14 protein-coding genes and 3 pseudogenes are annotated in these 22,220 nt (G+C 71.1%); 10 read left to right on the top strand and 7 right to left on the bottom strand.

What is annotated here, in order from left to right:
• Positions 1-204 precede the first annotated feature (204 nt).
• From ACFWB8_RS20360 to ACFWB8_RS20335, 6 genes and pseudogenes are all read left to right on the top strand, one after another.
• Entirely contained in the window at positions 205-2,688 is a 2,484-nt protein-coding gene (locus ACFWB8_RS20360) for a SpoIIE family protein phosphatase (protein ID WP_385228601.1), read from the top strand.
• A gap of 216 nt (positions 2,689-2,904) precedes the next feature.
• Positions 2,905-3,936, top strand: a complete 1,032-nt coding sequence (locus tag ACFWB8_RS20355) for a LacI family DNA-binding transcriptional regulator (RefSeq protein WP_385228598.1) — start codon at positions 2,905-2,907, stop codon at positions 3,934-3,936.
• A gap of 257 nt (positions 3,937-4,193) precedes the next feature.
• Complete coding sequence (locus tag ACFWB8_RS20350; protein WP_385228595.1) at positions 4,194-5,927, top strand: ribulokinase; 1,734 nt, start codon at positions 4,194-4,196, stop codon at positions 5,925-5,927.
• 7 nt (positions 5,928-5,934) lie between these two features.
• Complete coding sequence (locus tag ACFWB8_RS20345) at positions 5,935-6,603, top strand: L-ribulose-5-phosphate 4-epimerase (RefSeq protein ID WP_385228592.1); 669 nt, start codon at positions 5,935-5,937, stop codon at positions 6,601-6,603.
• An 11-nt stretch (positions 6,604-6,614) separates the two neighbouring features.
• Positions 6,615-8,120 carry an L-arabinose isomerase gene (gene araA, locus ACFWB8_RS20340; protein ID WP_385228589.1) on the top strand — a complete coding sequence of 502 codons (1,506 nt, stop codon included), beginning with the start codon at positions 6,615-6,617 and terminating at the stop codon, positions 8,118-8,120.
• A 13-nt stretch (positions 8,121-8,133) separates the two neighbouring features.
• Positions 8,134-8,602 (top strand): annotated as a pseudogene (locus ACFWB8_RS20335) (family 43 glycosylhydrolase); the annotation flags it as partial.
• A 334-nt stretch (positions 8,603-8,936) separates the two neighbouring features.
• Here ACFWB8_RS20335 and ACFWB8_RS20330 read toward each other — a convergent pair.
• The 6 genes from ACFWB8_RS20330 to ACFWB8_RS20305 all read right to left on the bottom strand — a co-directional run bounded on the left by ACFWB8_RS20330 (position 8,937) and on the right by ACFWB8_RS20305 (position 17,242).
• Positions 8,937-11,057 carry a SpoIIE family protein phosphatase gene (locus tag ACFWB8_RS20330; RefSeq protein ID WP_385228586.1) on the bottom strand — a complete coding sequence of 707 codons (2,121 nt, stop codon included), beginning with the start codon at positions 11,055-11,057 and terminating at the stop codon, positions 8,937-8,939.
• A gap of 176 nt (positions 11,058-11,233) precedes the next feature.
• The gene (gene mmsB, locus ACFWB8_RS20325; protein ID WP_385228583.1) at positions 11,234-12,484 is read right to left on the bottom strand and encodes a multiple monosaccharide ABC transporter permease; all 1,251 of its coding nucleotides are present in this window, start codon (positions 12,482-12,484) and stop codon (positions 11,234-11,236) included.
• Between the two features lie 3 nt (positions 12,485-12,487).
• On the bottom strand, positions 12,488-14,035 hold the full coding sequence (mmsA, locus tag ACFWB8_RS20320) for a multiple monosaccharide ABC transporter ATP-binding protein (protein WP_385228580.1): 1,548 nt from the start codon (positions 14,033-14,035) through the stop codon (positions 12,488-12,490).
• Between the two features lie 95 nt (positions 14,036-14,130).
• The gene (chvE, locus tag ACFWB8_RS20315) at positions 14,131-15,207 is read right to left on the bottom strand and encodes a multiple monosaccharide ABC transporter substrate-binding protein (protein ID WP_385228577.1); all 1,077 of its coding nucleotides are present in this window, start codon (positions 15,205-15,207) and stop codon (positions 14,131-14,133) included.
• A 752-nt stretch (positions 15,208-15,959) separates the two neighbouring features.
• Entirely contained in the window at positions 15,960-16,817 is an 858-nt protein-coding gene (locus ACFWB8_RS20310; RefSeq protein WP_385228574.1) for an NAD(P)H-binding protein, read from the bottom strand.
• Positions 16,814-17,242 carry a nuclear transport factor 2 family protein gene (locus ACFWB8_RS20305; RefSeq protein WP_385228571.1) on the bottom strand — a complete coding sequence of 143 codons (429 nt, stop codon included), beginning with the start codon at positions 17,240-17,242 and terminating at the stop codon, positions 16,814-16,816. The genes ACFWB8_RS20310 and ACFWB8_RS20305 overlap by 4 nt, the downstream gene beginning before the upstream one ends.
• A gap of 92 nt (positions 17,243-17,334) precedes the next feature.
• On the opposite strand from ACFWB8_RS20305, the gene ACFWB8_RS20300 reads away from it, so the two are divergent.
• The 4 genes and pseudogenes from ACFWB8_RS20300 (at position 17,335) to ACFWB8_RS20285 (ending at position 21,301) form a co-directional block, all read left to right on the top strand.
• On the top strand, positions 17,335-17,943 hold the full coding sequence (locus ACFWB8_RS20300; protein WP_385228568.1) for a TetR/AcrR family transcriptional regulator: 609 nt from the start codon (positions 17,335-17,337) through the stop codon (positions 17,941-17,943).
• Positions 17,944-18,034: 91 nt separating this feature from the next.
• Positions 18,035-19,194: pseudogene (locus tag ACFWB8_RS20295) on the top strand (serine hydrolase domain-containing protein).
• Between the two features lie 223 nt (positions 19,195-19,417).
• Entirely contained in the window at positions 19,418-19,858 is a 441-nt protein-coding gene (locus ACFWB8_RS20290; RefSeq protein ID WP_385228565.1) for a hypothetical protein, read from the top strand.
• A 319-nt stretch (positions 19,859-20,177) separates the two neighbouring features.
• Positions 20,178-21,301 (top strand): annotated as a pseudogene (locus ACFWB8_RS20285) (glycoside hydrolase family 64 protein).
• A gap of 109 nt (positions 21,302-21,410) precedes the next feature.
• Here ACFWB8_RS20285 and ACFWB8_RS20280 read toward each other — a convergent pair.
• Positions 21,411-21,857 (bottom strand): hypothetical protein, encoded by a 447-nt coding sequence (locus tag ACFWB8_RS20280; protein WP_385228563.1) that lies wholly within the window; start codon positions 21,855-21,857, stop codon positions 21,411-21,413.
• Positions 21,858-22,220: the final 363 nt, after the last annotated feature.

Here is a 22,220-nt window from a genome sequence, read left to right as displayed (position 1 = left end):
GACGCCGGACGCCGGACGCCGGACGCCGGACGCCGGACGCCGGACGCCGGACGCCGGACGCCGGACGCCGGACGCCGGACGCCGGACGCCGGACGCCGGACGTGGCCGTACCCGTCCCCTCGCGGCACGGTCCACGCCGGGTAGGCGGCGCCGGCCCCTTCGGCCCGCGTTCCGACTCGCCCGAACGGTCCCGGGCGCGAAAGCATGGAGAGAGGGCGGTCGGCGGGATGTCCTCAGGAGGAGGCGATACGGACAGTGACCAGACATCGCTTTGCGTTCTGCGGGGCTGAGCTCGCCGCTGTCTACGTGGTCGCCGACCAGGACAGGGAGCTCCATCTGGCCGAGCTGACCGGAAACCGCGGCGTCCTCTACGGACTGCCCGCGATCCTCGCCGTGGCCGGCCACTCGCCCGCCGCGAATGCCTTCCGCTCCGGCCGCCCGCTGTGGCTGACTCCCAAGGAACTCGCCACGTTCATCGAGGAGGACCCCCACCACTTCCCCACCCGGGTCCGGGACGGTGACCCCAACTCGCCGGCCAGGATCTCGCTGGGCGCGCTGCCCCTGGGGCACGGCGACCAGGAGCTCGGGTGCCTGATCGTCGCCGGTGAGGTCGGGGACGGCTTCAGCGCCGACGACCGCAGCCTTCTGGAGCTTTACGCCGATCAGGTGGCCGCCGGACTCGAATCGGTCGCCGCTCGCTTCGCCGGGCGCAAAGCCCCGCAGGCACATCTGGGTCAGTCCCTGGTGCCTGACCAAGGCGGCGCGTTCATCCTGGAACTGGGCACCGGCCGCATGGAGGCCCACGCGCACGTACTGGAACTGCTCGGTCTGCCTCCCGAGCAGTTCGACGGGCAGGTGGAGACCCTGCTCGCCTGCGCCGTCCCCGACGACATGCCCGCACTGATGGCGATCGTCGAACCGGACCGGCTGGCCGCCGGCGGACAGCAGCTGGCGTTCCGTATCCGCCGCCCGAACGGCGAGCTGCGCTGGCTGGGGCTGCGTTGCCGTGTGGAGGTGGACTCCGATGGCACACCACAGCGCGTCCTGGGTGTGGTGGCCGATGCCACCTATCTGCGCCCCAGCGCCGACGAGGTCTCCCTCGTGCAGCGGCTGTCGGCCACGCTGGCGGGAGCGGCGACCGTCCGAGAGGTCAGCCGGCTGGTGGTCGCCGCCCTGCGCGAGCCGCTCGGCGCCTCCCGGGTCGCGGTCGGCGAACTGGAGCCCGAGCGGCTCATAGTCACCGCCCTCGACCCTCCGGAGCTCGATGCGTGGCCCGAGGTCTGGCGCTCGGAGTGGCGGTCCGAGTGGCCCGACGTGTCGCTCAGCGACCTGCCCACCCTGCAGAGCGCGCTGCGTGGGGGGCACATGAGTCTGTGGCCGCCGGGCGCGGCCCTCGAGCCCGGTCTTCTGGGCGTCGGGACCGGTGGTCTCGCGGTGGTGCCGCTGCCCGCCGAAGGCAGGATGGTCGGGGTGTGTCTGGTGGGGTGGGACGCGGAGCACCGGTTCGGACCGGAGGAGCGGTCGCTGCTGACCGCGACCGCGGGGCTGGTGGGGCAGGCTCTGGTGCGCGCCCACGCACTGGACGCGGGCCACGAACTCGCCACCATGCTCCAGCGCAGCCTGCTGCCCCGTAAGCTCCCGGAGCTGCCGGGCGGGGTCGCCGTCGCCCGCTACCTGCCCGCGACGGCGGGACTCGAGGTCGGCGGCGACTGGTACGACGTCATTCCGCTCAGTGACGGTCATGTGGCGTTCGTCATCGGGGATGTGCAGGGGCACAGCGCGGGAGCCGCCACCATCATGGGCCAGATGCGTACGGCGGTCAGGGCCTACGCGGTGGAGGGCCACCCGCCCGATGTGGTGGTCGCGCGGGCCAACCGTCTGCTCGTCGGCATGGAGACCGATCTGTTCGCCACCTGTGCGTATGTGGACCTGGACATGGAGGAGGGCATCGCCAGGGTCGTACGGGCCGGCCATCTGCCGCCGGTCCTGCGCCATCCCGACGGCGTCACCGAGGAGTTGGCGGTCGAGGGCGGGCCCCCGCTCGGCGTGCTCGCGGAAGCCGAATTCCCCATGACCGAGGCGGGGCTCGTCCCCGGCACCCTGCTCGTTCTGCTGACGGACGGCCTGGTCGAGTCCGCCAGGCTGCCTCTGGAGGAAGGCATGCGGCGGGTGTGCGATGCGCTCGCCGCGGCTGACCCGGTCCAGGTCGGAGAGGTGGCCGACGAGTTGGTCGTCGGTGTGGGCCGTCGCGACGACGACGTGGCGTTGCTGCTGCTTCGCTACGACGGCACGGGGGACCGGCCGATGCGGAGGCACTGGACGGTGTGGCGGCTGCCCAGGGCGGTCATGCACGCGCGCCGCTTCACCACGCGCACCCTGCGGTCCTGGGGCGTGGTGGAGGAACTCGACGCAGCTCTGCTGGTCGTGTCCGAGCTGGTCACCAACGCCATCGCGCACACCCAGGGCGAGGTGGGGATGGACCTGACCCTGTCGACGGACCGGCTGCGGATCGCCGTGAACGACGCGTCGCCGCGCAGCCCCGTCAAACCGGTGTCGGTGAGCTGGGAGTCGACCGGCGGTCGCGGGCTGCTCATCGTCGAGGCGACGACGATGGCCTGGGGCTCGGTGCCGCTCAGCGGCGGCAAGCAGGTGTGGGCCGAGATCCCCTGGCACCGCGCGAGCGGCTGACGCGGTGAAGGGCCACGACGGTCCGCCGATCGCTGCTCCGGGCCGAGCTCTGTGATCGTGAACAATTACACTCACCCTCGTGGCGTCCTCGTGCAGACACCACCGCGATACCGGTGCGCGTAACAGGGCCCGAGTCAGCCGCCGCGGGCTTCGTCGACGAGAGGGCTCTCAGTGGGAACGGGAAGTACGGAAGAATCCGAGCCACGCCAACCTGTGATGGCCGATGTCGCGCGCGTCGCCGGCGTGTCCCACCAGACGGTGTCGCGGGTCCTCAACGGCGCGCCCCACGTCCGCCCCGGCACGCGGGAGCGGGTGCTCGCGGCCATTCGCGAGCTGGACTACCGCCCCAACGTGGCGGCCCGAGCCCTGGTTACCCGCCGGTCCCAGACGCTCGGCGTGGTCAGTTTCGGCAGTGCGCTGTACGGACCGGCCTCCATGCTGGACGGCATCGAGCAGGCTGCGCGCAGCGCGGGCTACTTCGTCAGCGTGGCGAGCATCCGGTCCCTGGACACGCGCGCGGTGCAGGAGGCTGTGGACCGGCTTCGGGACCAGGGCGTGGAAGGCATCGTGGTGATCGCGCCGCAGACTCCGGCGGTGAGCGCGGTCGCCCAGTTGTCCACGGCGGTGCCCGTCGTCGCTGTAGGGGCCGGCAGGGGTTCGCCCGTACCCGCGGTCTCGGTCGACAACGAGGCGGGTGCCCGCGCCGCCACACGGCACCTGCTGGACCTCGGGCACGCCACGGTCCACCACATCGCCGGCCCGCCGGGCTGGCTGGAGACCGCGACTCGACAGGCCGGGTGGCGCAACGCCCTCGAAGCGGCGGGAGCCCCGGTGCCCGAGGCCCACCCCGGGGACTGGAGTGCCCGCGCCGGTTACCAGGCGGGCCTCCGGTTGGCCGCGGACCTCGCCGTCACCGCGGTGTTCTGCGCGAACGACCATATGGCGCTGGGACTGCTGCGCGCGCTGCACGAAGCGGGCCGGGACATCCCGGGGGACATCAGTGTGGTCGGTTTCGACGACATATCCGAAGCCGCGTACTTCGCTCCGCCGTTGACGACGGTCCGTCAAGACTTCGGCGAACTCGGCAGGCGTGCACTGGAGTTGCTGGTCGACGAGGTGACCCGGAGCGGCCGTACGAGCGGTGCGGCCGGCAGGGGGCGCGGCGGGTCGCCGGAGGCCCCGGGCAGGCACGTCCTGGTGCCCACGGAAATCGTGCTGCGGCGCAGCTCGGGCCGCGCGCCGCGCTAGGGGGTCGGGGTCGGGGTCGGGGTCGGGGTCGGGCAAGGATCCAGACCGGGCCCCTCGGGCATCGGCCCTGGTCAAGGGGCCCCTGGGTGATCCGGAGGCACTGAGGTCGCCGAGTCAAGATTGGGTAACGCTGTAGACACGAGCTCTTGTACGGCCGATTGTGAGCGTTAACAATCTGACTCAAGGTGGCCGTGTCCGCCGCAGCCGTCACCCGGAGTCCAGCCCGGGGCGCTGGGCTCCGTACAAAGGATGTGAATGTGACCTCGTCTCGCTCCCCAGCCGACCGGGACGCCGTGCGCTACGTCGTCGGCGTCGACTTCGGTTCGCTGTCCGGCCGTGCCGTGGTGGTTCGGGTGCACGACGGCGAGGAGGTCGCTGCCGCCGTCCATGAGTACCGCCACGGCGTCATCGACCGCCAACTGCCCGGCAGCGGGGCCAGCTTGCCGCCCGACTGGGCACTCCAGCATCCGGACGACTGGCGCGAGGTGTTGCGCACCGCCGTCCCGGACGCCGTCGCCTCCGCGGGCGTGGACCCCGGGCTCGTCATCGGGGTCGCGACCGACTTCACCGCCTGCACGGTCCTGCCCGTACGGCGCGACGGGAGGCCGCTCTCCGAGACCGGGCTGGGCCACCGCCCCCACGCCTGGCCCAAACTCTGGAAGCACCACGCCGCCCAGGGCCAGGCCGACCGGATCAACGACCTCGCCCACCTGCGCGCCGAGAAGTGGATCGCCCGCTACGGCGGCAGGATCTCCGCCGAATGGCAGTTCGCCAAGGCGCTGCAGGTACTGGAGGAGGACCCGGAGACGTACGCGGCGACCGAGCGCTGGATCGAAGCGGCCGACTGGATCGTCTGGCAGCTCACCGGCACCGAGACGCGCAACACGTGCACCGCCGGCTACAAGGGCATCCACCAGGACGGCAGGTACCCGAGCGAGGACTACCTCGCCGCCCTGCACCCGGACTTCGGGGACTTCGCCCGCACCCGCCTGGAGCATCCCCTCTCCCCGCTGGGATCCCGGGCCGGCTCGCTCACCGCCGAGGCCGCCGAGTGGACGGGCCTGCCCGAGGGCATCGCGGTCGCCGTCGGCAACGTCGATGCCCACGTCGCGGCCGCCGCGGCCCAAGCCGTCGAGAACGGCCGGCTGCTCGCGGTCATGGGGACCTCCACCTGCCACGTGGTGAACGGTGCCGCGCTCGCCGACGTGCCCGGGATCTGCGGCGTCGTGGACGGCGGGATCGTCGACGGGGCGTACGGCTACGAGGCGGGACAGAGCGCGGTCGGCGACATCTTCGCCTGGTGGCTCACCCAGGGCGTCCCGGCCGGCTACCAGGCCGAGGCCGAGGCCCGGGGTGAGGACCTGCACCAGTTGCTGACCCGCAAGTGCGCCGACCAGCCGGTCGGCGGCCACGGCCTGGTCGCCCTCGACTGGATGAACGGCAACCGTTCCACCCTGGTCGACCACCACCTCTCCGGTGTCATCGTCGGCCTCACCCTTGCGACGCGGCCCGAGGAGATCTACCGCGCTCTGCTGGAGGCCACCGCCTTCGGAACCCGCACCATCGTCGACGACCTGGAGCAGGGCGGGGTGCCGGTGCACGAGTTCATCGTCACCGGCGGCCTGAAGAAGAACGCCCTGCTGATGCAGATCTACGCCGACGTGCTCCGCCGGCCGGTGTCCCTCGCGGCCTCCGCCCAGGGCCCGGCCCTCGGCGCCGCCATCCACGCGGCCGTCGCCGCCGGCGCGCACCCTGACGTACGCGCCGCCGCGGCGGCCATGGGCCGTGTCCAGCGGGCCGCCTACCTGCCGGACCCCGCCCGGGCCGATGCCTACGACGCGCTGTACGCGGAATACCGCGCCCTGCACGACCACTTCGGCACCGGCCCCGACAAGCAGCTTCACCGGCTGCGCGCCCTGCGCAACGCCGCCCTGGCCACCCCGCCCGCCCCGACCCCGCCCGCCCCGTCCTCCCCGACCGAGAGGCCCTGAACCGCTCATGACGTCACCGATCGAGCAGCTGCGCCGCGAGGTCAGCGACCTGCACCAGGAGCTGGTCCGCTACGGCCTCGTCGTCTGGACGGCCGGGAACGTATCCGCCCGCGTACCGGGCGAGGACCTGATGGTGATCAAACCCAGCGGCGTCCCCTACGAGGACCTGGCCCCTGAGTCCATGATCGTCTGCGACCTGGACGGGAAAGTCGTCGAGGGCGCCTACGCCCCCTCCTCCGACACCGCCGCACACGCCTACGTCTACCGGCACATGCCGCAGGTCGCGGGGGTGGTGCACACCCATTCCACCTACGCCTGCGCCTGGGCGGCGCGCGGCGAGGCCGTCCCCTGCGTACTGACCGCCATGGCCGACGAGTTCGGAGCCGAGATCCCGGTCGGACCCTTCGCACTGATCGGGGACGACTCCATCGGCCGGGGCATCGTCGACACGCTGGACGGACACCGGTCGCCCGCCGTCCTGATGAAGAGCCACGGCGTCTTCACCGTCGGCAAGGACGCCAAGGCGGCGGTCAAGGCCGCCGTGATGTGCGAGGACGTCGCCCGCACGGTCCACATCGCACGCCAGCTCGGGGAGCCGCTGCCCCTTGCGCAGAGCGACATCGACGCACTGAACCACCGCTACCAGAACGTGTACGGCCAGAAGGCCGGCCGATGAGGAGCTTTTCCGTGGCATCACTCGAAGAACGCGAAGTGTGGTTCCTGACCGGCAGCCAATCCCTCTACGGAGACGAGACCCTGCGCCAGGTGGCGCGGCAGTCCCGGCAGATCGCCGAGACCCTCCAGGGCGACCCCGGTGTCCCCGTCCGGATCGTCTGGAAGCCCGTCCTCACCGACGCCGAGGCGATCCGCCGCATCTGCCTGGAGGCGAACTCCGACGACGCCTGCGTCGGGCTGATCGCCTGGATGCACACGTTCTCCCCGGCCAAGATGTGGATCGCCGGCCTCGACGCGCTGCGCAAGCCCCTGCTCCACCTCCACACCCAGGCCAACGTGGCCCTGCCCTGGTCGTCCATAGACATGGACTTCATGAACCTCAACCAAGCGGCGCACGGCGACCGGGAGTTCGGCTACATCCAGTCCCGCATAGGCGTCACCCGCAAGACGGTCGCGGGTCACGTCAGCGACCCGTCCGTGGCCGCCCGCATCGCCTCGTGGGCCCGGGCGGCCGCGGGGCGGGCCGAACTGCGCGGCCTCAGGCTGGCCCGCTTCGGCGACAACATGCGGGACGTCGCCGTCACCGAAGGCGACAAGGTGGAGGCGCAACTGCGCTTCGGCGTCTCCGTCAACACCTACGGGGTCAACGACCTCGTCGAGGCCGTCGACGCTGCCGCGGAGGCCGATGTCACCGAGCTCGTCAAGGAGTACGAGGACACCTACCGGGTGGCGCCCGAGCTGCGGGCCGCCGGCGACCGCCACGCCTCGCTTCGCTACGCCGCGCGCATCGAGCTCGGCCTGCGCGCGTTCCTCACCGCGGGCGGCTTCCGGGCCTTCACCACCAACTTCGAGGACCTCGGGGGACTGCGGCAACTGCCGGGGCTGGCCGTGCAGCGGCTGATGGCCGACGGGTACGGCTTCGGCGGCGAGGGCGACTGGAAGACCTCGGTCCTGCTGCGCACGCTCAAGGTGATGTCCGAAGGGCTGCCGGGCGGGGTGTCCTTCATGGAGGACTACACCTACCACCTGGAACCCGGCAGGGAACTGATCCTCGGCGCGCACATGCTGGAGGTCTGCCCGACGATCGCGGCCGCGGTTCCCTCCTGCGAGATCCACCCGCTGGGGATCGGCGGCCGGGAGGATCCCGTCCGCCTGGTCTTCGACGCGCACACCGGTCCGGCCGTGGTCGTCGGGCTCGCCGACATGGGCGACCGCTTCCGCCTGGTCGCCAACGAGATCGACGTGGTCGAGCCCGCCGAGCCCCTGCCGAACCTGCCGGTGGCGCGAGCCGTGTGGCAGCCCCGACCGGACCTGCGGACCTCGACCGAAGCCTGGCTGATCGCCGGGGCCCCGCACCACACCGTGCTGTCGAGCGCCGTGGGCACCGAGGAACTGGGTGACCTCGCCGACATGCTCGGCACCGAGCTGCTGGTCATCGACGGGGACACCGGCATCCGCCGGTTCACGCAGGAGATGCGCTGGAACCAGGCCTACCACCGGCTGGCGCAGGGTTTCTGACGCCTGCGACCCCGCTCCGCTCAGCAGCCCCTACACGCTCAGCGGTCCGTTCAGGGTCATCTCCAGTCCCGCGCCGAGCTGGGAGAGGCAAGGAGGATCGGTCAACGAGGGCCCCGAGCCGCTGTACCATGGCGGCCGGACGTTCCTCACCCACTCCGCCTCCAGCTGCAACACGCCGGACTACAAGCCGGGCCGGCTGGAGCGCACCGGCGCCGACCCCCTCAGCGCCGCGTCGTGGACCAAGGCACCCGCCCGCCCCGGTGTTCCAGCGCAGCGACGCGGCGGGGGTGTACGGGCCGGGCCGCAACGGGTTCTTCACCTCCCCGGACGGCAGGGAGAACCGGCTCGTCCACCATGCCAACGACAGCACCGCCGGCGGCTGCGACGACAGGCGCACCACGCGGGCCCAGAAGTTCACCTGGCGCCCGGACGGCACACCCGACTTCGGCATCCCGGTCGCCGACGGCGCCGCTCCGCACGGCCTCGCCTCCGTCAACTACCCCGACCACCACGTGCGCCACTGGCAGTTCCGCGGCAGGCCGGGCGCGGACGTCAGGAACCTGGCCGACTCGCAGTTCCGCACCGTGCCCGGGCGCGCGGGCAGCGCCACCTTCCACCAGCGCACCGGACTCGCCGACGCGGCGGGGGGTCTCCTACAAGTCGTACGGCGCGCCCGGCCGCTTCCTACGGCGCCGCGACCTCCTGCTCTACGTGGAGCAGGCGGCCGCCACGTTGGCCAAGGCCGACGCCACCTTCCGCCCGGAATGGCCGCGCCGAGCCCGCGCCCACCACCGACCGGGCGGTGGGCGCGGCACCTCAACCGCCGCCGTCCAGGGGCTGTTCCGTCCAGATGATCTTGCCGGCCGCCGTGTACCGGCTGCCCCAGCGGTGGGTGAGCTGCGCGACGAGGAACAGGCCGCGCCCGCCCTCGTCGGTGAGCTGCGCCCGGCGCAGATGCGGCTGGGTCTGACTCGGGTCGGAGACCTCGCAGATCAGCACCCGGTCCTTGATCAGCCGCAGGCCGACCGGACCGCCCGCGTACCGGATGGAGTTCGTGACCAGCTCGCTGACGATCAGCTCCGTGGTGAAGACCAGATCCTCCAGTCCCCAAGCGGTCAGCTGGTCCGAGACGAGCTCGCGGGCCCGCCCGACGAGAGAGGGGTCGGCGGGCAGCTCCCACACGGCGGTGGCATCGGCGGACACCTCCCTGACCCGCACCACGAGCAGCGCCAAGTCGTCGTCCGGCGGCTCGTGCAACAGGGCGCCCAGGATGCCGTGCCCGATCTCGGTGACCGGCCGCCCGCTGTCGGCGCCGTCCCGCACACCCGCCCGGACCGCCTCCAGCTGCCGCTCCGAGCGGTCGGTGCCCTTGATGAGGGCTCCGCCGTAGAAGGCCAGTACATCGCCGGGCCCCACGCACAGTTCCACCGGTTCGAACGGCTGCCCGCCGGTGCCCAGGACCGGACCCGGGCGGTACGTCACCGTGCCGCTCCCGGTCCGTCCCCTGGTGGCCAGCACGGGCGGCGGGTGGCCGGCACCGGCCAGCACGCACGTACGGGACACCGGGTCGTAGGTGGCGTAGAGACAGGTGGCGCCGGTCAGCGCGCTCGGCGCGTCCGCGTCCGGTTCCTGGCGGTCGTCGTCCTCGATGAAGCGCACCACGAGGTCGTCGAGGTGGGCCAGTAGTTCGTCCGGACTGAGGTCGAGATCGGCCAGGGTCTGCACGGCCGACCGCAGACGCCCCATCGCGGCCGTGGCGTTGAGGCCGTGCCCGGCCACCGTGCCCATGACGAACGCAAGTCGCGTCGAGGGGAGTTGGATGACGTCGAACCAGCTGCCCCCGATGGCCGGGGTGGTGGCGGCGGGCACGTAGACCCCGGAGGTCTCTGCGCCGGTGACGTCCATGACGGGCCTGGGCAGGAGGCTGCGCTGCAGGGTTTCCGCGGTACGGCGCTCACGGGTGTAGCGGCGCGCGTTGTCCATGCTGAGCGAGGCCCGGGAGCCGATCCCCTCGGCGAGGACCGCGTCCTCTTGGTCGAACGGGCGGCGCTCCGCGGTGCGCCACAGGACCAGGGCGCCGAGGACTGCGCCGCGCGCCTGCAACGGGATCAGCATGAGGGAGGCGGCCCGAGGCGGAAGGATCAGCCGTGTGCGTTCCTCCTCGCCCGAGAGCACCGCGCGGAGCTCGGTCAGGTCGGGAAGGAAGACCGCCGAGCTCCCGCGCAGGTGGATGCTCTCGATGTTCCCGAGACGGATGGTGTCGCCCACGGAGGGGCTCTCGGGCGGCCACCGCCCGTCGGCGGCCCGCACGGCGACGCGCCGCATCGGCGCTCTGGTGACCAGCTCTCCCGGCTCCTCGCCGAGCAGCACGGGTTCGGTGACGTCGACGGCCGCGAGGTCGGCGAACGCGGGGACGAGCACCCCGGCCACCTGCTCGGCGTCGCGCACCATGTCGAGGGAGCTGCCGATGTCCGCGGCGGCCGCGTTGAGCAGCGCCAGCCGCTCGGCGGCGCGCTGGTCCGCCGGCGGCGGGGGTGGTGCCCGACGTACGTCACCTGCGACGGTGACCGGCACGGGGTCGTCCGGGTCGGCAGGGCGCAGGCGCAGCAGGAACCGCGCCGACGAGCCCTCCATCAGGGTGATGATGTCGACGTCGGCCTCCAGCGGTCCGCCGTCCGGCAGCAGCAGCCGGGCCCGGGCGCCGCGCCTGGCACCTCCGACGGCTCCGGCGACCAGGCGGGCCCACAGGCCGGGATCCTCGAAGAACAGTTCCGCATCCAGCTGCTCGGCGCCGGGGCCACCGATGGCCTCGGGAACGCCCAGGAGCGTGGCCGCCGCACGTGTGCCCGTCAAGACCTTGCCGGCGGCGTCGAGTACCAGAACAGCCGTGGGGAAGTCCGCTGCTGCGACGGGTTCTCCCGGGCCGTTGTCGCTCACTCGTGCCTCACTCCGGCAGGATCGAGGGCGCCCCTCATCTCAATTGAACACCTCGCGCGCGGCGTGCGCGCGCCGGTGGCGGACGGCGGAGGCGGCCCCTCCCGTGCCCTGACACAGGAGGGGAAACCGTTCGCCCCGGCCGGGGGCCGGGGCGAACCGTCGTCGAGCGGCGACCCTCAGGAGCCGGCCTTGCGCTTGTTCCACACGTCGAAACCGACCGCCGCCAACAGCACGAGCCCCTTGATGACCTGCTGGTAGTCGGTGCCGATGCCCACGAGTGACATGCCGTTGTTCAATACGCCCAGCACGAGACCGCCGATGATCGCGCCGAGTACCGTGCCGACACCTCCGGACGCCGAGGCGCCGCCGATGAAAGCCGCCGCGATCGCCTCCAGCTCGAAGTTGATGCCCGCCTGCGGCGTACCCGCGTTGAGGCGGGCCGCGAAGACCAACCCGGCCAGTGCTGCCAGGACGCCCATGTTGACGAAGGCGAGGAAGACGATCCGCTTGCTCTTGACGCCGGACAGCCTGGCGGCGGGCTCGTTGCCGCCGATGGCGTACGTGTGACGGCCCAGGACGGAGTTGCGCATCACGTAGCCGAAGGCGACCAGGAGCACGCCGAGGATGAGCAGCACGATCGGGAAGCCGTGGTAGCTCGCGAGCAGCAGGGTGAAGACCGCCACCGCGGTGGTGATCGCCGCCAGCTTGACGAGGAACAAGCCTACGGGCAGCAGCCGCAGTCCGTAGGAGGCGGCCTGGCGGCGGCCTCGCAGCTCCTGTACGACGGCCAGCGCGAGCACGCCGAAGCCGAGCAGCAGGGTGAGGTTGTGGTAGTTCGTGTGCGGGCCGGCCTCCGGAAGGAAGCCGCTGCTGATCTGACGGAACCCCTGGGGGAAGGGGGCCACCGACTGGCCCTGGAGCAGGATCTGCGTCCCGCCCCGGAAGAGCAGCATCCCCGCGAGGGTCACGATGAACGACGGGATGCCCACGTAGGCGATCCAGAAGCCCTGCCATGCTCCGGCCGCGGCTCCGATGAGGAGCGCGGCGGCGGCGGCCACTGTCCAGGGGATGTCATGGTGCACCATCATCACCGCGGCCGCGGCTCCGACGAAGGCCGCCAGGGACCCCACCGACAGGTCGATGTGGCCGGCGATGATGACGATCATCATCCCGATGGCCAGGATCAGGATGTAGCCGTTCTGCTGGATCAGGTTGGTGACGTTGAGCGGTTTGAGCAGTGTGCCGTCGGTCCAGATCTGGAACAGCACGATGATCAGCGCCAGGGCGACCAGCATGCCGTACTGCCGGATGTTGCCGCGCAGGAGGTGCACGAGGAGGACGCGCGGACCCTCCGGCGCCCCGGTGCCCTTGTTACCGCCAGGGGCGGTACCCGCGGCATCGATGGCGGGGCTCTGGATCTGGGTCATGCGTCACACCTGCTCGTTCTGGGTTGCGGCGCCCACGGTCATCAGGCGCATGAGGGATTCCTGGGTCGCGTCTGCTCGAGTCGTCTCGCCGGTGATGCGCCCCTCGGCCATGGTGTAGATGCGGTCGCACAGGCCGAGCAGCTCCGGGAGTTCCGAAGAGATCACCAGGACGGCCTTGCCCTGGGCCGCGAGCTCGGCGATCACCGCGTAGATCTCGGCCTTCGCACCGATGTCGATGCCCCGCGTGGGCTCGTCGAGGATGAGCACCTCGGGCTCAGAGAAGATCCACTTGCTGAGGACGACCTTCTGTTGGTTTCCGCCGCTCAGCTTGCCGGTCTCCGCGAACACCGAGGGCGCCTTGATGTTCATGGTGCTGCGGTACCTCTCCGCGACGCGGGTCTCCTCGTGCTGGTTCACCCAGCCCCGGCGGGACACCTTGCCGAGCGCGCTCAGCGAGATGTTGCGGCGGATGTCCTCCGAGAGGTTGAGCCCGAGGTGCTTGCGGTCCTCGGTCACGTAGGCGAGGCCGTGGGCGATCGCCTCGGGGACCGTGCGCGTACGGATCTCCTTGCCGTCGAGCAGGACCCGGCCGCTGGTGCGGCGTCCGTAAGAGCGGCCGAAGACGCTCATCGCGAGCTCGGTCCGGCCCGCGCCCATCAGGCCCGCCATACCGACGATCTCACCGCGCCGGACCGTGATCGACGCTCCGTCGACCACCTTGCGGTGCACGTCGATCGGGTGCAGGACGGTCCAGTCCTCGACCGTCAGCGCGACCTCGCCGATGTCCGGGGTGCGCTCGGGATAGCGGTGCTCCAGGTCGCGGCCGACCATCCCGCGGATGATGCGGTCCTCGGATATCCCCTCGGCTTCGACCGAGATGGTCTCGATGGTCCGGCCGTCGCGCAGGATGGTCACGGCGTCGGCGACGCGCGCGATCTCGTTCAGCTTGTGCGAGATGACGATGCAGGCGATGCCCTGGGCCTTGAGCTCGATGATGAGGTCGAGCAGTTTGCGGCTGTCCTCGTCGTTGAGCGCGGCCGTGGGTTCGTCCAGGATCAGCAGCTTGACCTCCTTCGCAAGAGCCTTGGCGATCTCGACGAGCTGCTGCTTGCCCACGCCGATGTCCGCGACGCGGGTCTGTGGGTTGTCCGGCAGGCCTACGCGTTCGAGCAGGGCCTGGGCGTGGGTGAGCGTCCGGTGCCAGCTGATGAAGCCACGCGAGGCGTGCTCGTTGCCGAGGAAGATGTTCTCGGCGATGGACAAGTAGGGGATGAGCGCGAGTTCCTGATGGATGATCACAATGCCGCGGCGCTCGCTGGCCCGGATGTCGCCGAAGGCGCACGGTTCGCCCTGGAACCGGATCTCGCCTTCGTAGGAACCGTGCGGGTGCACGCCGCTGAGCACCTTCATCAGGGTGGACTTGCCCGCCCCGTTCTCGCCGCAGATGGCATGGACCTCGCCGGCGGCGACGGTCAGATTGACGTCCGACAGTGCCTTGACGCCGGGGAAGGACTTGCTGATCGAACGCATCTCGAGGACGGGTCCGGCCATGGTGGTGAATCCGTTCGACTGGGGTGATGTGGCGGCCCGGTCGGGGCGCGCCGCGTCACCGGCTCTTCGGCCCCGGTGGGTGGGCCCGGTGGCGGCTACTTCAGCTGGTCAGCGGTGTACTGCCCGGAGTCGACGAGCAGCTTCTGGTAGTTCTGCTTGTCGACGCTGACCGGCTGCAGCAGATAGGAGGGCACGACCTTCACCCCGTTGTCGTACTGCTTGGTGTCGTTGACCTCGGGCTGGTGGCCGGTGAGCAGTGCGTCGCCCATCTGCACGGCCACCTTGGCGAGTTCGCGGGTGTCCTTGTACACGGTCTGGGTCTGTTCGCCGGCGATGATGGACTTCACGGAGGCGAGCTCGGCGTCCTGGCCGGTGACGATGGGGAGCGGCTTGCCCGCGCCGCCGTAGCCGACTCCCTTGAGGGACGACACGATGCCGATCGAGATGCCGTCGTAGGGCGAGAGCACCGCGTCGACGTTGGCGGACGAGTAGGCCTTGCTGAGCAGGTTGTCCATCCGGGACTGGGCCACGCCGCCGTCCCAGCGCAGGGTGGCTGCCTGGGTGAATTCGGTCTGGCCACTCTTGACCACGAGCTTCTTGGCGTCGATGTTCGGCCGCAGGACGCTCATGGCGCCCTGGTAGAAGAACGAGGCGTTGTTGTCGTCCGGTGATCCGGCGAAGAGCTCGATGTTGAAGGGGCCCTTGCCGTCCTGGAGACCGAGCCGGTCGGCGATGTACGTGGCCTGCAGGACGCCGACCTTGTAGTTGTCGAAGGTGGCGTAGTAGTCGACGTTCCCGGTGCCGCGGATCAGGCGGTCGTAGGAGATGACCCGGATCTTCGCGTCGGCGGCCTTCTGGAGCACGTCGCTGAGCGAGGAGCCGTCGATCGGAGCGATCACCAGAAGCTTGGCACCCTTGGTGATCATGTTCTCGACCTGGGCGACCTGGTTCTCGACGACGTTGTCGCCGAACTGGAGATCCGTCTTGTAGCCCTTGGCCTGGAACTGCTTGACCATGTTGGCGCCGTCGTTGATCCAGCGCTCGGAGGACTTGGTCGGCATGGCGATCCCGACCAGGCCCCCCTTCGCGTCCCCCTCGTCCGACCCGCCCCCGACGCCGTTCGCGCTCTGGCCGCAAGCCGTCAAGGCCAGACCGAGGGCTGCCACCGTCACGCCTGTCGAGATTCTTCGCACTTTTCCTCCAGTGATGCGCCGACTTGGCGCGATGCGGGGGCGGGCCCGGCCTGACGCGGCGCAGGCGGATTCCCGGGCGGCGGGGCTGGCGCCGGCCGCTGGGATGCACTGCCCGACCGGACTGTTCCGGCCTGGCGTGACACGAGTGTTAACGCTCACAACTGTGCCGTCAAGGCCCCCGGGGTCACCTTTGCGCACCCATCGCGCAGCCCCTCCCGAGCGCCTGCGCCCCAGGCCCGGGCCGCCCCGCCGCCGCTCTCGGCGCCGGGGCGGTGGGTCCTCAGCCCCATGCGGGCTCTCGGGCCCGGGCGCCACCCGGGTGGGCGCGCTCGTCCTCGCGGGGCCGGCGCGTGGCTGGCGGGGCCGAAACGTCACGGTCGTTGAGGAAACCTTCGAGCGCGAAGGGTGGCTGCTCCTCGGGGTGCCCATGCCGTGGGGCAGGGACTCGCTGCCATGTGGCGCGGGACTCCTGGGGCGCCGATGCGGACCTTTTGCTGACGCAGGAGGCCGGTCCGCCGATCACTGCTCCACAACTCCCGCCGGTGCCCGTGAACGGACGGGGACGGGGACGGGGGCGCTGACCTGCGCGTTCCGACGGAGGGGGCGGAGGGGGCGGAGGGGGCGGAGGGAGCGGAGGGGGCGGTGGGGGCGGTGGGGGCGGTGGGGGCTCCCGGAGGGCCCCTTCGGGCGCCGGGCGCGTCCCCGGGTGCGATCTGGCACCCTCACGGCTCCTATGGCGCGCGGTGCGCTGTGTGAAGTTCCCGTTCTGCGACCGCCCGGAACGGGTTCGGCGGCCGGCCGGTGAGGCGCTGGACGGCGTCGGTGGTGCGATCCTCGGCTCCCTCGGCGATGGCGCGGTCCATGGCGGCCAGCATGGCGGCGAACTCCGGCGGTATCGCAGCGGCCAGACGGTCGCGCATGTCCTCGAAGGCCAGCTGGTGGTGGACCACGGGGCGGCCGGTGACCTGGGTGACGATCGTGGCGATGTCGTCGTGGCTGAGTGCCTCCGGCCCGGTCAGGACGAGGCCGGCGTTGGGCGCCCGGTCGTTCGTCAGGGCCTGTACGGCGACGGCGGCGATGTCCTCGGCGTCGATGAATCCGACCCGGCCGGTCCCGGCCGCCGTCCGGATGACCCCGTCATTGCGGATGCTGTCGGCGTGAGCGTGCGTGCCGGTGAAGTTCTGCATGAACCAGGAAGGCCGCAGGACCGCCCACTGGTCGAACACGCCGGGCAGGGCCTGGTGCACCGCGCCCACCGCCGGGCCGCCCTCGGAGATGGCGGAGGAGCTGAGGAGAACGGCGCGTCGCACGCCGGCGGCGCGGGCCCGCCGGAGGAAGGGCATCATGACCGCGGCGGGGTCCGGGTCGCCGATGGGCGGGACGAGGTAGGCGCGGTCGACTCCGTCGAGGGCGTCGCCGAAGGTGGCGGGGTCGTACCAGTCGAAGCGGACCGGTTCCGCTCCCGGGAGCGGGGTGGCTCGGCGGCTGGCGGCCTTGACGCGGTGGCCGGCGGCGATCAGCTGCGCGCTGGTCCGGCTGCCCGTGGTGCCGGTGGCGCCGATGACCAGGATGGTTCCGGTGGGGGTCATCGGGAACTGCTCCCCACGAAGTCCGTCCCGGGCGTCTGGACGGCGAGGGGGTTCCAGTAATCGCGGTAGGAGGTGAAACGTCCGTTCTGGACGGTCACGACGGCGATGTAGGTCATGTCGAAGGGGCCTCCTGTCGCGACCAAGCGGCCCGCGCCGCGCATCTCGACCACGATGGTCCCGGGGTCGGTGGTCTCGTGGATCCGCACGTCGGGGAAGTCGTGCAGGTCGATGTGGTCGGGGTAACCGCGCATGTAGGAGGCGATGGCTTCCCGGCCCTCCAGTCGTTCGGGCCAGCCCGGGGGAGCGAAGGGGAACTCCAACGCGCCGTCGTCGGCCCACAGGTCGACCCAGCCGGGAATGTCCTTGGCCAGGAGCAGGCGCAGGCTGTGGCGGTACAGATCCGCCGGTGAGGTGATTGCGGGCATGGGGTACTCCGTCCCGTACGATACGGACCAGCGGTCCGCTTCTTCCGTGGACGATACGGACCGTCGGTCCGTATCGCAACCGGAGGATCTCGATGCCCGAACGCAGTCCACGCAAGGACGCGGCCCGTAACCGGGCGGCCGTCTTCGCGGCCGCCGACGCCCTCTTCGTCCACTGCCGCAGCCCCGAGGACGTGACGATGGCCGACATCGCGGCAGCGGCCGGAGTCGGCAAGGGAACGCTCTTCCGCGCCTTCGGCGACCGCACGGGGCTCATCGGCGCGCTGTACGAGGCGCGGCTCGAACCGGTCAGGAGCGCCGTCGAGGACGGTGCGCCGCCGCTGGGGCCCGCCACCCCGCCGCTCCAGCGCGTTCCCGCCCTGCTGGACGCCGTCCTGTGCTTCAAGCTCGACAACCGCCACCTCGCCCTGGCCCTGGAGGGAACCGGAGCGGACAGCCCCTACCGGACCGCGCACTACGAGCGGTGGCACACCCTGCTCCAGGACCTGCTGGAACAGATCCCGGGCCCGGCCGACACCGGCTTCACCGCCCACGCCCTGCTCGCCGCCACCCGGGCCGACCTCGTCGCCTACCTGGCCGGCGACAAGGGCGTGCCCCGCGAGGAACTGCGCGAACAGCTGGCGGAGTTCACCGCCGGGATCCTCGACACCCGTACTCGACGAGGGCCGGCCGACGGACGATGACGCCGGCGTCCGGGCCTGGCGGACGAGGGGACATGCGGTTGTCGGGGGTCCTGCCCGGTGCGGGCGGCGCCCGCACGGCCACGCCGGCCGGATCCGCTCGTCGCTGCGCCTCGCTGCCGCCATCGCCGTGTGCGGCGCCGTGCTCGGCGCCCCGGTGCAGTCCGCCCGGGCCGGATCGGACCGCAACCCGCCGCCCGGGGTCTCCCTCCGGCAGGAGCTGCGGGAGCTGGTGGAGAGGCCCGACGGGCCCCCGGAGTCATCGCCGTCCTGCGCGACGGCGAGCGCACGGAGGTCTACCGGGCGGGCGTGGCCGACGTGGAGAGCGGCCGCCCGCCGAGGGCGACCGACCGCATGCGGATCGCCAGTGTCGCCAAAGCCTTCAGCGGAGCAGTGGCCTTGGCGCTCGTCGACCGCGGCCGGCTTCACCTGGACGACACGATCGGTGAGGTGCTGCCCGGCCAGCCGGCCGCGTGGCAGCACGTGACGCTACGTCAACTGCTCAATCACACCAGCGGGTTGCCCGACTATTCGGCTTCCCAGGGGTTCATCGACATCATCTCCGAGGACCCCCGCCACCGCTTCGATTCCCGGCGCCTGCTGGAGTTCGTCGCCGACGACGACCTCGAGTTCCGGCCGGGCAGCCGCTACCAGTACTCCAACTCCGACAACGTCGCCATCGCCCTCATGGCCGAGGCCGCCACCGGACGCCGGTACGAGGCGCTACTGCGCGAGCTCGTCTACGAGCCCTTGGGCATGGAGGCCACGAGCCTGCCCCAGGGGTACCGGCTGCCCGCGCCCTTCCTCCACGGCTACCAGCTCGATCCGCAGGCCGGGCCCGTCGACGTCAGTGAAGCCGTGAGCGCCTCGGGGGCCTGGGCGGCCGGGGGCATCGTCTCGACGCCGAAGGACCTGACCGCCTTCATCCGGGGCTACGCGGGCGGCGCGCTCGTCTCGGACCGCACCCGACGGCAGCAGTTCACCTTCATCCCCGGCGCCCTGTCCCAGCCCCCCGGGCCCGGTCGCACCGAGGCGGGCCTGGCGATCTACCGCTACACCACGCGCTGCGGAGCGGTGTACGGCCACACGGGCAACACACCTGGCTACACGCAGCTGGTGGCGGCCACGGCGGACGGCCGGCGCTCGCTGACCTTCTCGATCACCACGCAGACGGCTCTCAACAACAACCCCGACCTCCTCGCACGGGTCCGGGAGGTCCAGGAGGACTTCGTCTGCGCCCTGCTGCGCAGGTGACCTCGGCGGTCCTGGTGACCGCGGAGGCCGTACGTGCCGTCAGCTCAGCCGCCGCGTGGATGCGTCGGCCCCGGCTCCCCCTCTCAGCGGGTGCGAGGTCCACACGAATGGGGGAAGCTGGGTGAGGCAGTAGCCCCGGCGGCCGGCAGAGCGGCGAGGAGGGTTTCTCGTGAACGTTTCAGCAGCTTGCCGCCCCGCGCGCGCATCGCGGCGCAGGGGGCGGATGACCACCCTGCTGTGCACGGCGGCGGCCATGACGGCCGCCGTCATCCCGGCCTCCGCGCACCCCGGTGGAACGCCATCGGCCCCATCGGTCCCGAGCCTGGATCCGGTCGTGGTGGTCGACTGCCTCTCCCAGGCCCGGATGCGCCCCGAGGAATACATCTTGGCCTGCGGGGACGGGAACAACCGCCTCGTCGACCTCCGCTGGAACACCTGGGGGTCCAGGACCGCGACGGCCACCGGCACCGACATGGTGAACGACTGTCGCCCCTACTGCGCGGCCGGCCGGTTCCGCGCCTACCCGGTCACGGTGACCTTGAGCAATCCGCAGGCCTGGCCCGAGCACCCCGACGTCCAGCGCTTCACGACGATCCGGCTGCTCTACACCGACACCGCTCCGGCCCCGGTCGCCAAGGACGTGAGCTACAAACTCGATTACTGACGGAAGAACGCACCCCGTGCCGAGCTGACTGCTGCGGCCCGGGGTGCAGTCAGGCTGTGTCGAGTGCGGAGCCGTGTGAGATGCATTGACAGAAGGTGAACGCGGGCCGAGTCTGAGAGCGCTCTCAGACGTCAATGCTTCCATCCACGCTCCGCCCGCCCCGCCCCCACCCCTCTGCGTTCACCGGGCACGGGGGCGGGGGGGGGTACGGGGCACCGCACCACCCGCCGTCAGTCCCCCCCACAGGAGGATGAGCGTGTTCCGCTTATCGAAAGTACTGGTATCCGCAGTCTCGTCGTTGACGGTCGCCGCAGGCCTGATGGTTCTCGGTCCGTCGGCGCCCGCAGAGGCCGTACCGGTGACCATCCCGCTCACGATCAAGAACAGCTCGGGACGCAGTGAGCCGGTCTACGTCTACAACCTGGGCACCCTGCTCGCCACGGGCCAGCAGGGCTGGGCCGACGCCAACGGCACCTTCCACCCTTGGCCCGTGGGCGGCAATCCCCCCACCCCGGCGCCCGACGCATCGATCGCGGGTCCGGCCAACGGCAGACCAAGACGATCCGGATGCCCAAGTTCTCCGGACGCGTCTACTTTTCCATCGGTCAGAAGATCGTCTTCAAGCTCAGCACCGGCGGTCTGGTGCAGCCTGCCGTGCAGAATCCCTCCGACCCCAACCGCAACATCCTGTTCAACTGGTCCGAGTACACGCTCAACGATGCCGGCCTGTGGATCAACAGCACGCAGGTCGACATGTTCTCGGCTCCGTACGCGGTGGGTGTGAAGGCAGCCAACGGCACGGTCGTGAATACCGGTCGGCTCAAGCCGGGCGGCTACAACGCGGTCTTCGGCCAGCTGCGTTCGGCCGGCTGGGGCGGATCGATTCAGAGCCGTCCCGACGGCACGCCGCTACGAGCGCTCTCGCCGGGTCACGGCATCGAGGCGGGCGGGATCCCGGCCGGCGTCATGAACGACTACGTCAACCGGGTCTGGAACAAGTACAGCTCCTCGACGCTCACCGTGACGCCGTTCGTGAACCAGCCGAACACCAAGTACTACGGCCGGGTCTCGGGCAACGTCATGAACTTCACCAACGGCTCGGGAGCGGTGGTCACCAGTTTCCAGAAGCCGGACTCCGACAGCATCTTCGGCTGCTACAAGCTGCTGGACGCCCCCAACGACCTCGTCCGCGGCCCGATCTCCCGCACCCTGTGCGCGGGCTTCAACCGGTCGACGCTCCTGACCAACCCCGACCAACCCGACGCGAACGGCGCCAACTTCTACCGTGACGCCGTCACGAATCACTACTCCCGCATCATCCACGAGCAGATGGCCGACGGTAAGGCGTACGGCTTCGCCTTCGACGACGTCGGCGCCCATGAGTCGCTGGTGCACGACGGCAACCCGCAGGAGGCCTTCATGACGCTGGAACCGTTCAACTAGGCCGCGCCCGCCCGGAGGAAGGACACCGGATCCGTGGAGTCCCCGGCCGGATTTCCGGCCGGGGACACGGTGTCCTCGGCTCAGGTGTCGAGATCGGTCAGGGGGCGGGTCAGGGAGTCGGGTCCGCCTCCGCTTCCTGGTGCATGCCCCTGCACAGTGCCCAGACGACGAAGAGGTTGACGAGGACCAGCACCAGGGCCCACAAGGGGTAGTACGGCACCCACAGGAAATTGGCGATCGCGCCCAGCCCGGCGACGGTGACACCGAAGAGGCGCGCCCACAGGGCGCCGCTGATGACGGCGCAGCCGGCGAAGATGAGGGCGATGCCCAGAATGAGGTGTACCCAGCCCCAGCCCGCCAGGCTGAATTCGAACACGTAGTGGCGCGTCGCGAGGAACAAGTCGTCCTTGGCGATGGCCGCGATGCCTTCGAGGAGCGCCATGACTCCGCCGAAGATCATGAAGGCTGCTGCCGCGATGGTGGTACCGGATGTGGGCGCGTGCCAGGGACTCGGGTGTGCGTTGCTCGCGCGGGGTCTGCTGGCGTCACTGGCCATTTCGGTCTCCATGGGTTGCGGAGCCGGCCCGGCGTGCCGAGGCCGGCGGGATTCCCCGTTTCAGCGTGTCACGGCAACCTTCCATCGGCATTCCGGCTCACGAAGTGACGGGGAGGCGGCGGTGTGCCTGCCGTGCGGCGTCCGGCCACCGTGCGGGGCCTGCGCCACCGTGCCGCGCCTCCCCCCGGCGCTGCGCAACACGCGCACCGAGCCGCCGCGTGGGCGGCTCGGTCGGCCGTGCCGGCTTAGGGCCGGGCGGGCCGGGCCGGTGCGGGTGCCGCGCGGTGATGCCCGTGACGAGTCGCCGCCCGGGCCCTGGAACCGCCGATCGGGACCCCAGAACGGTGAGATTGTCCTATTGGA

The organism is Streptomyces sp. NPDC060031, assembly GCF_042736805.1.
Lineage (GTDB): Bacteria > Actinomycetota > Actinomycetes > Streptomycetales > Streptomycetaceae > Streptomyces.
Note: the sequence above shows the minus strand (reverse complement) of the source record. Positions and strands in the feature narration are given on the sequence as shown.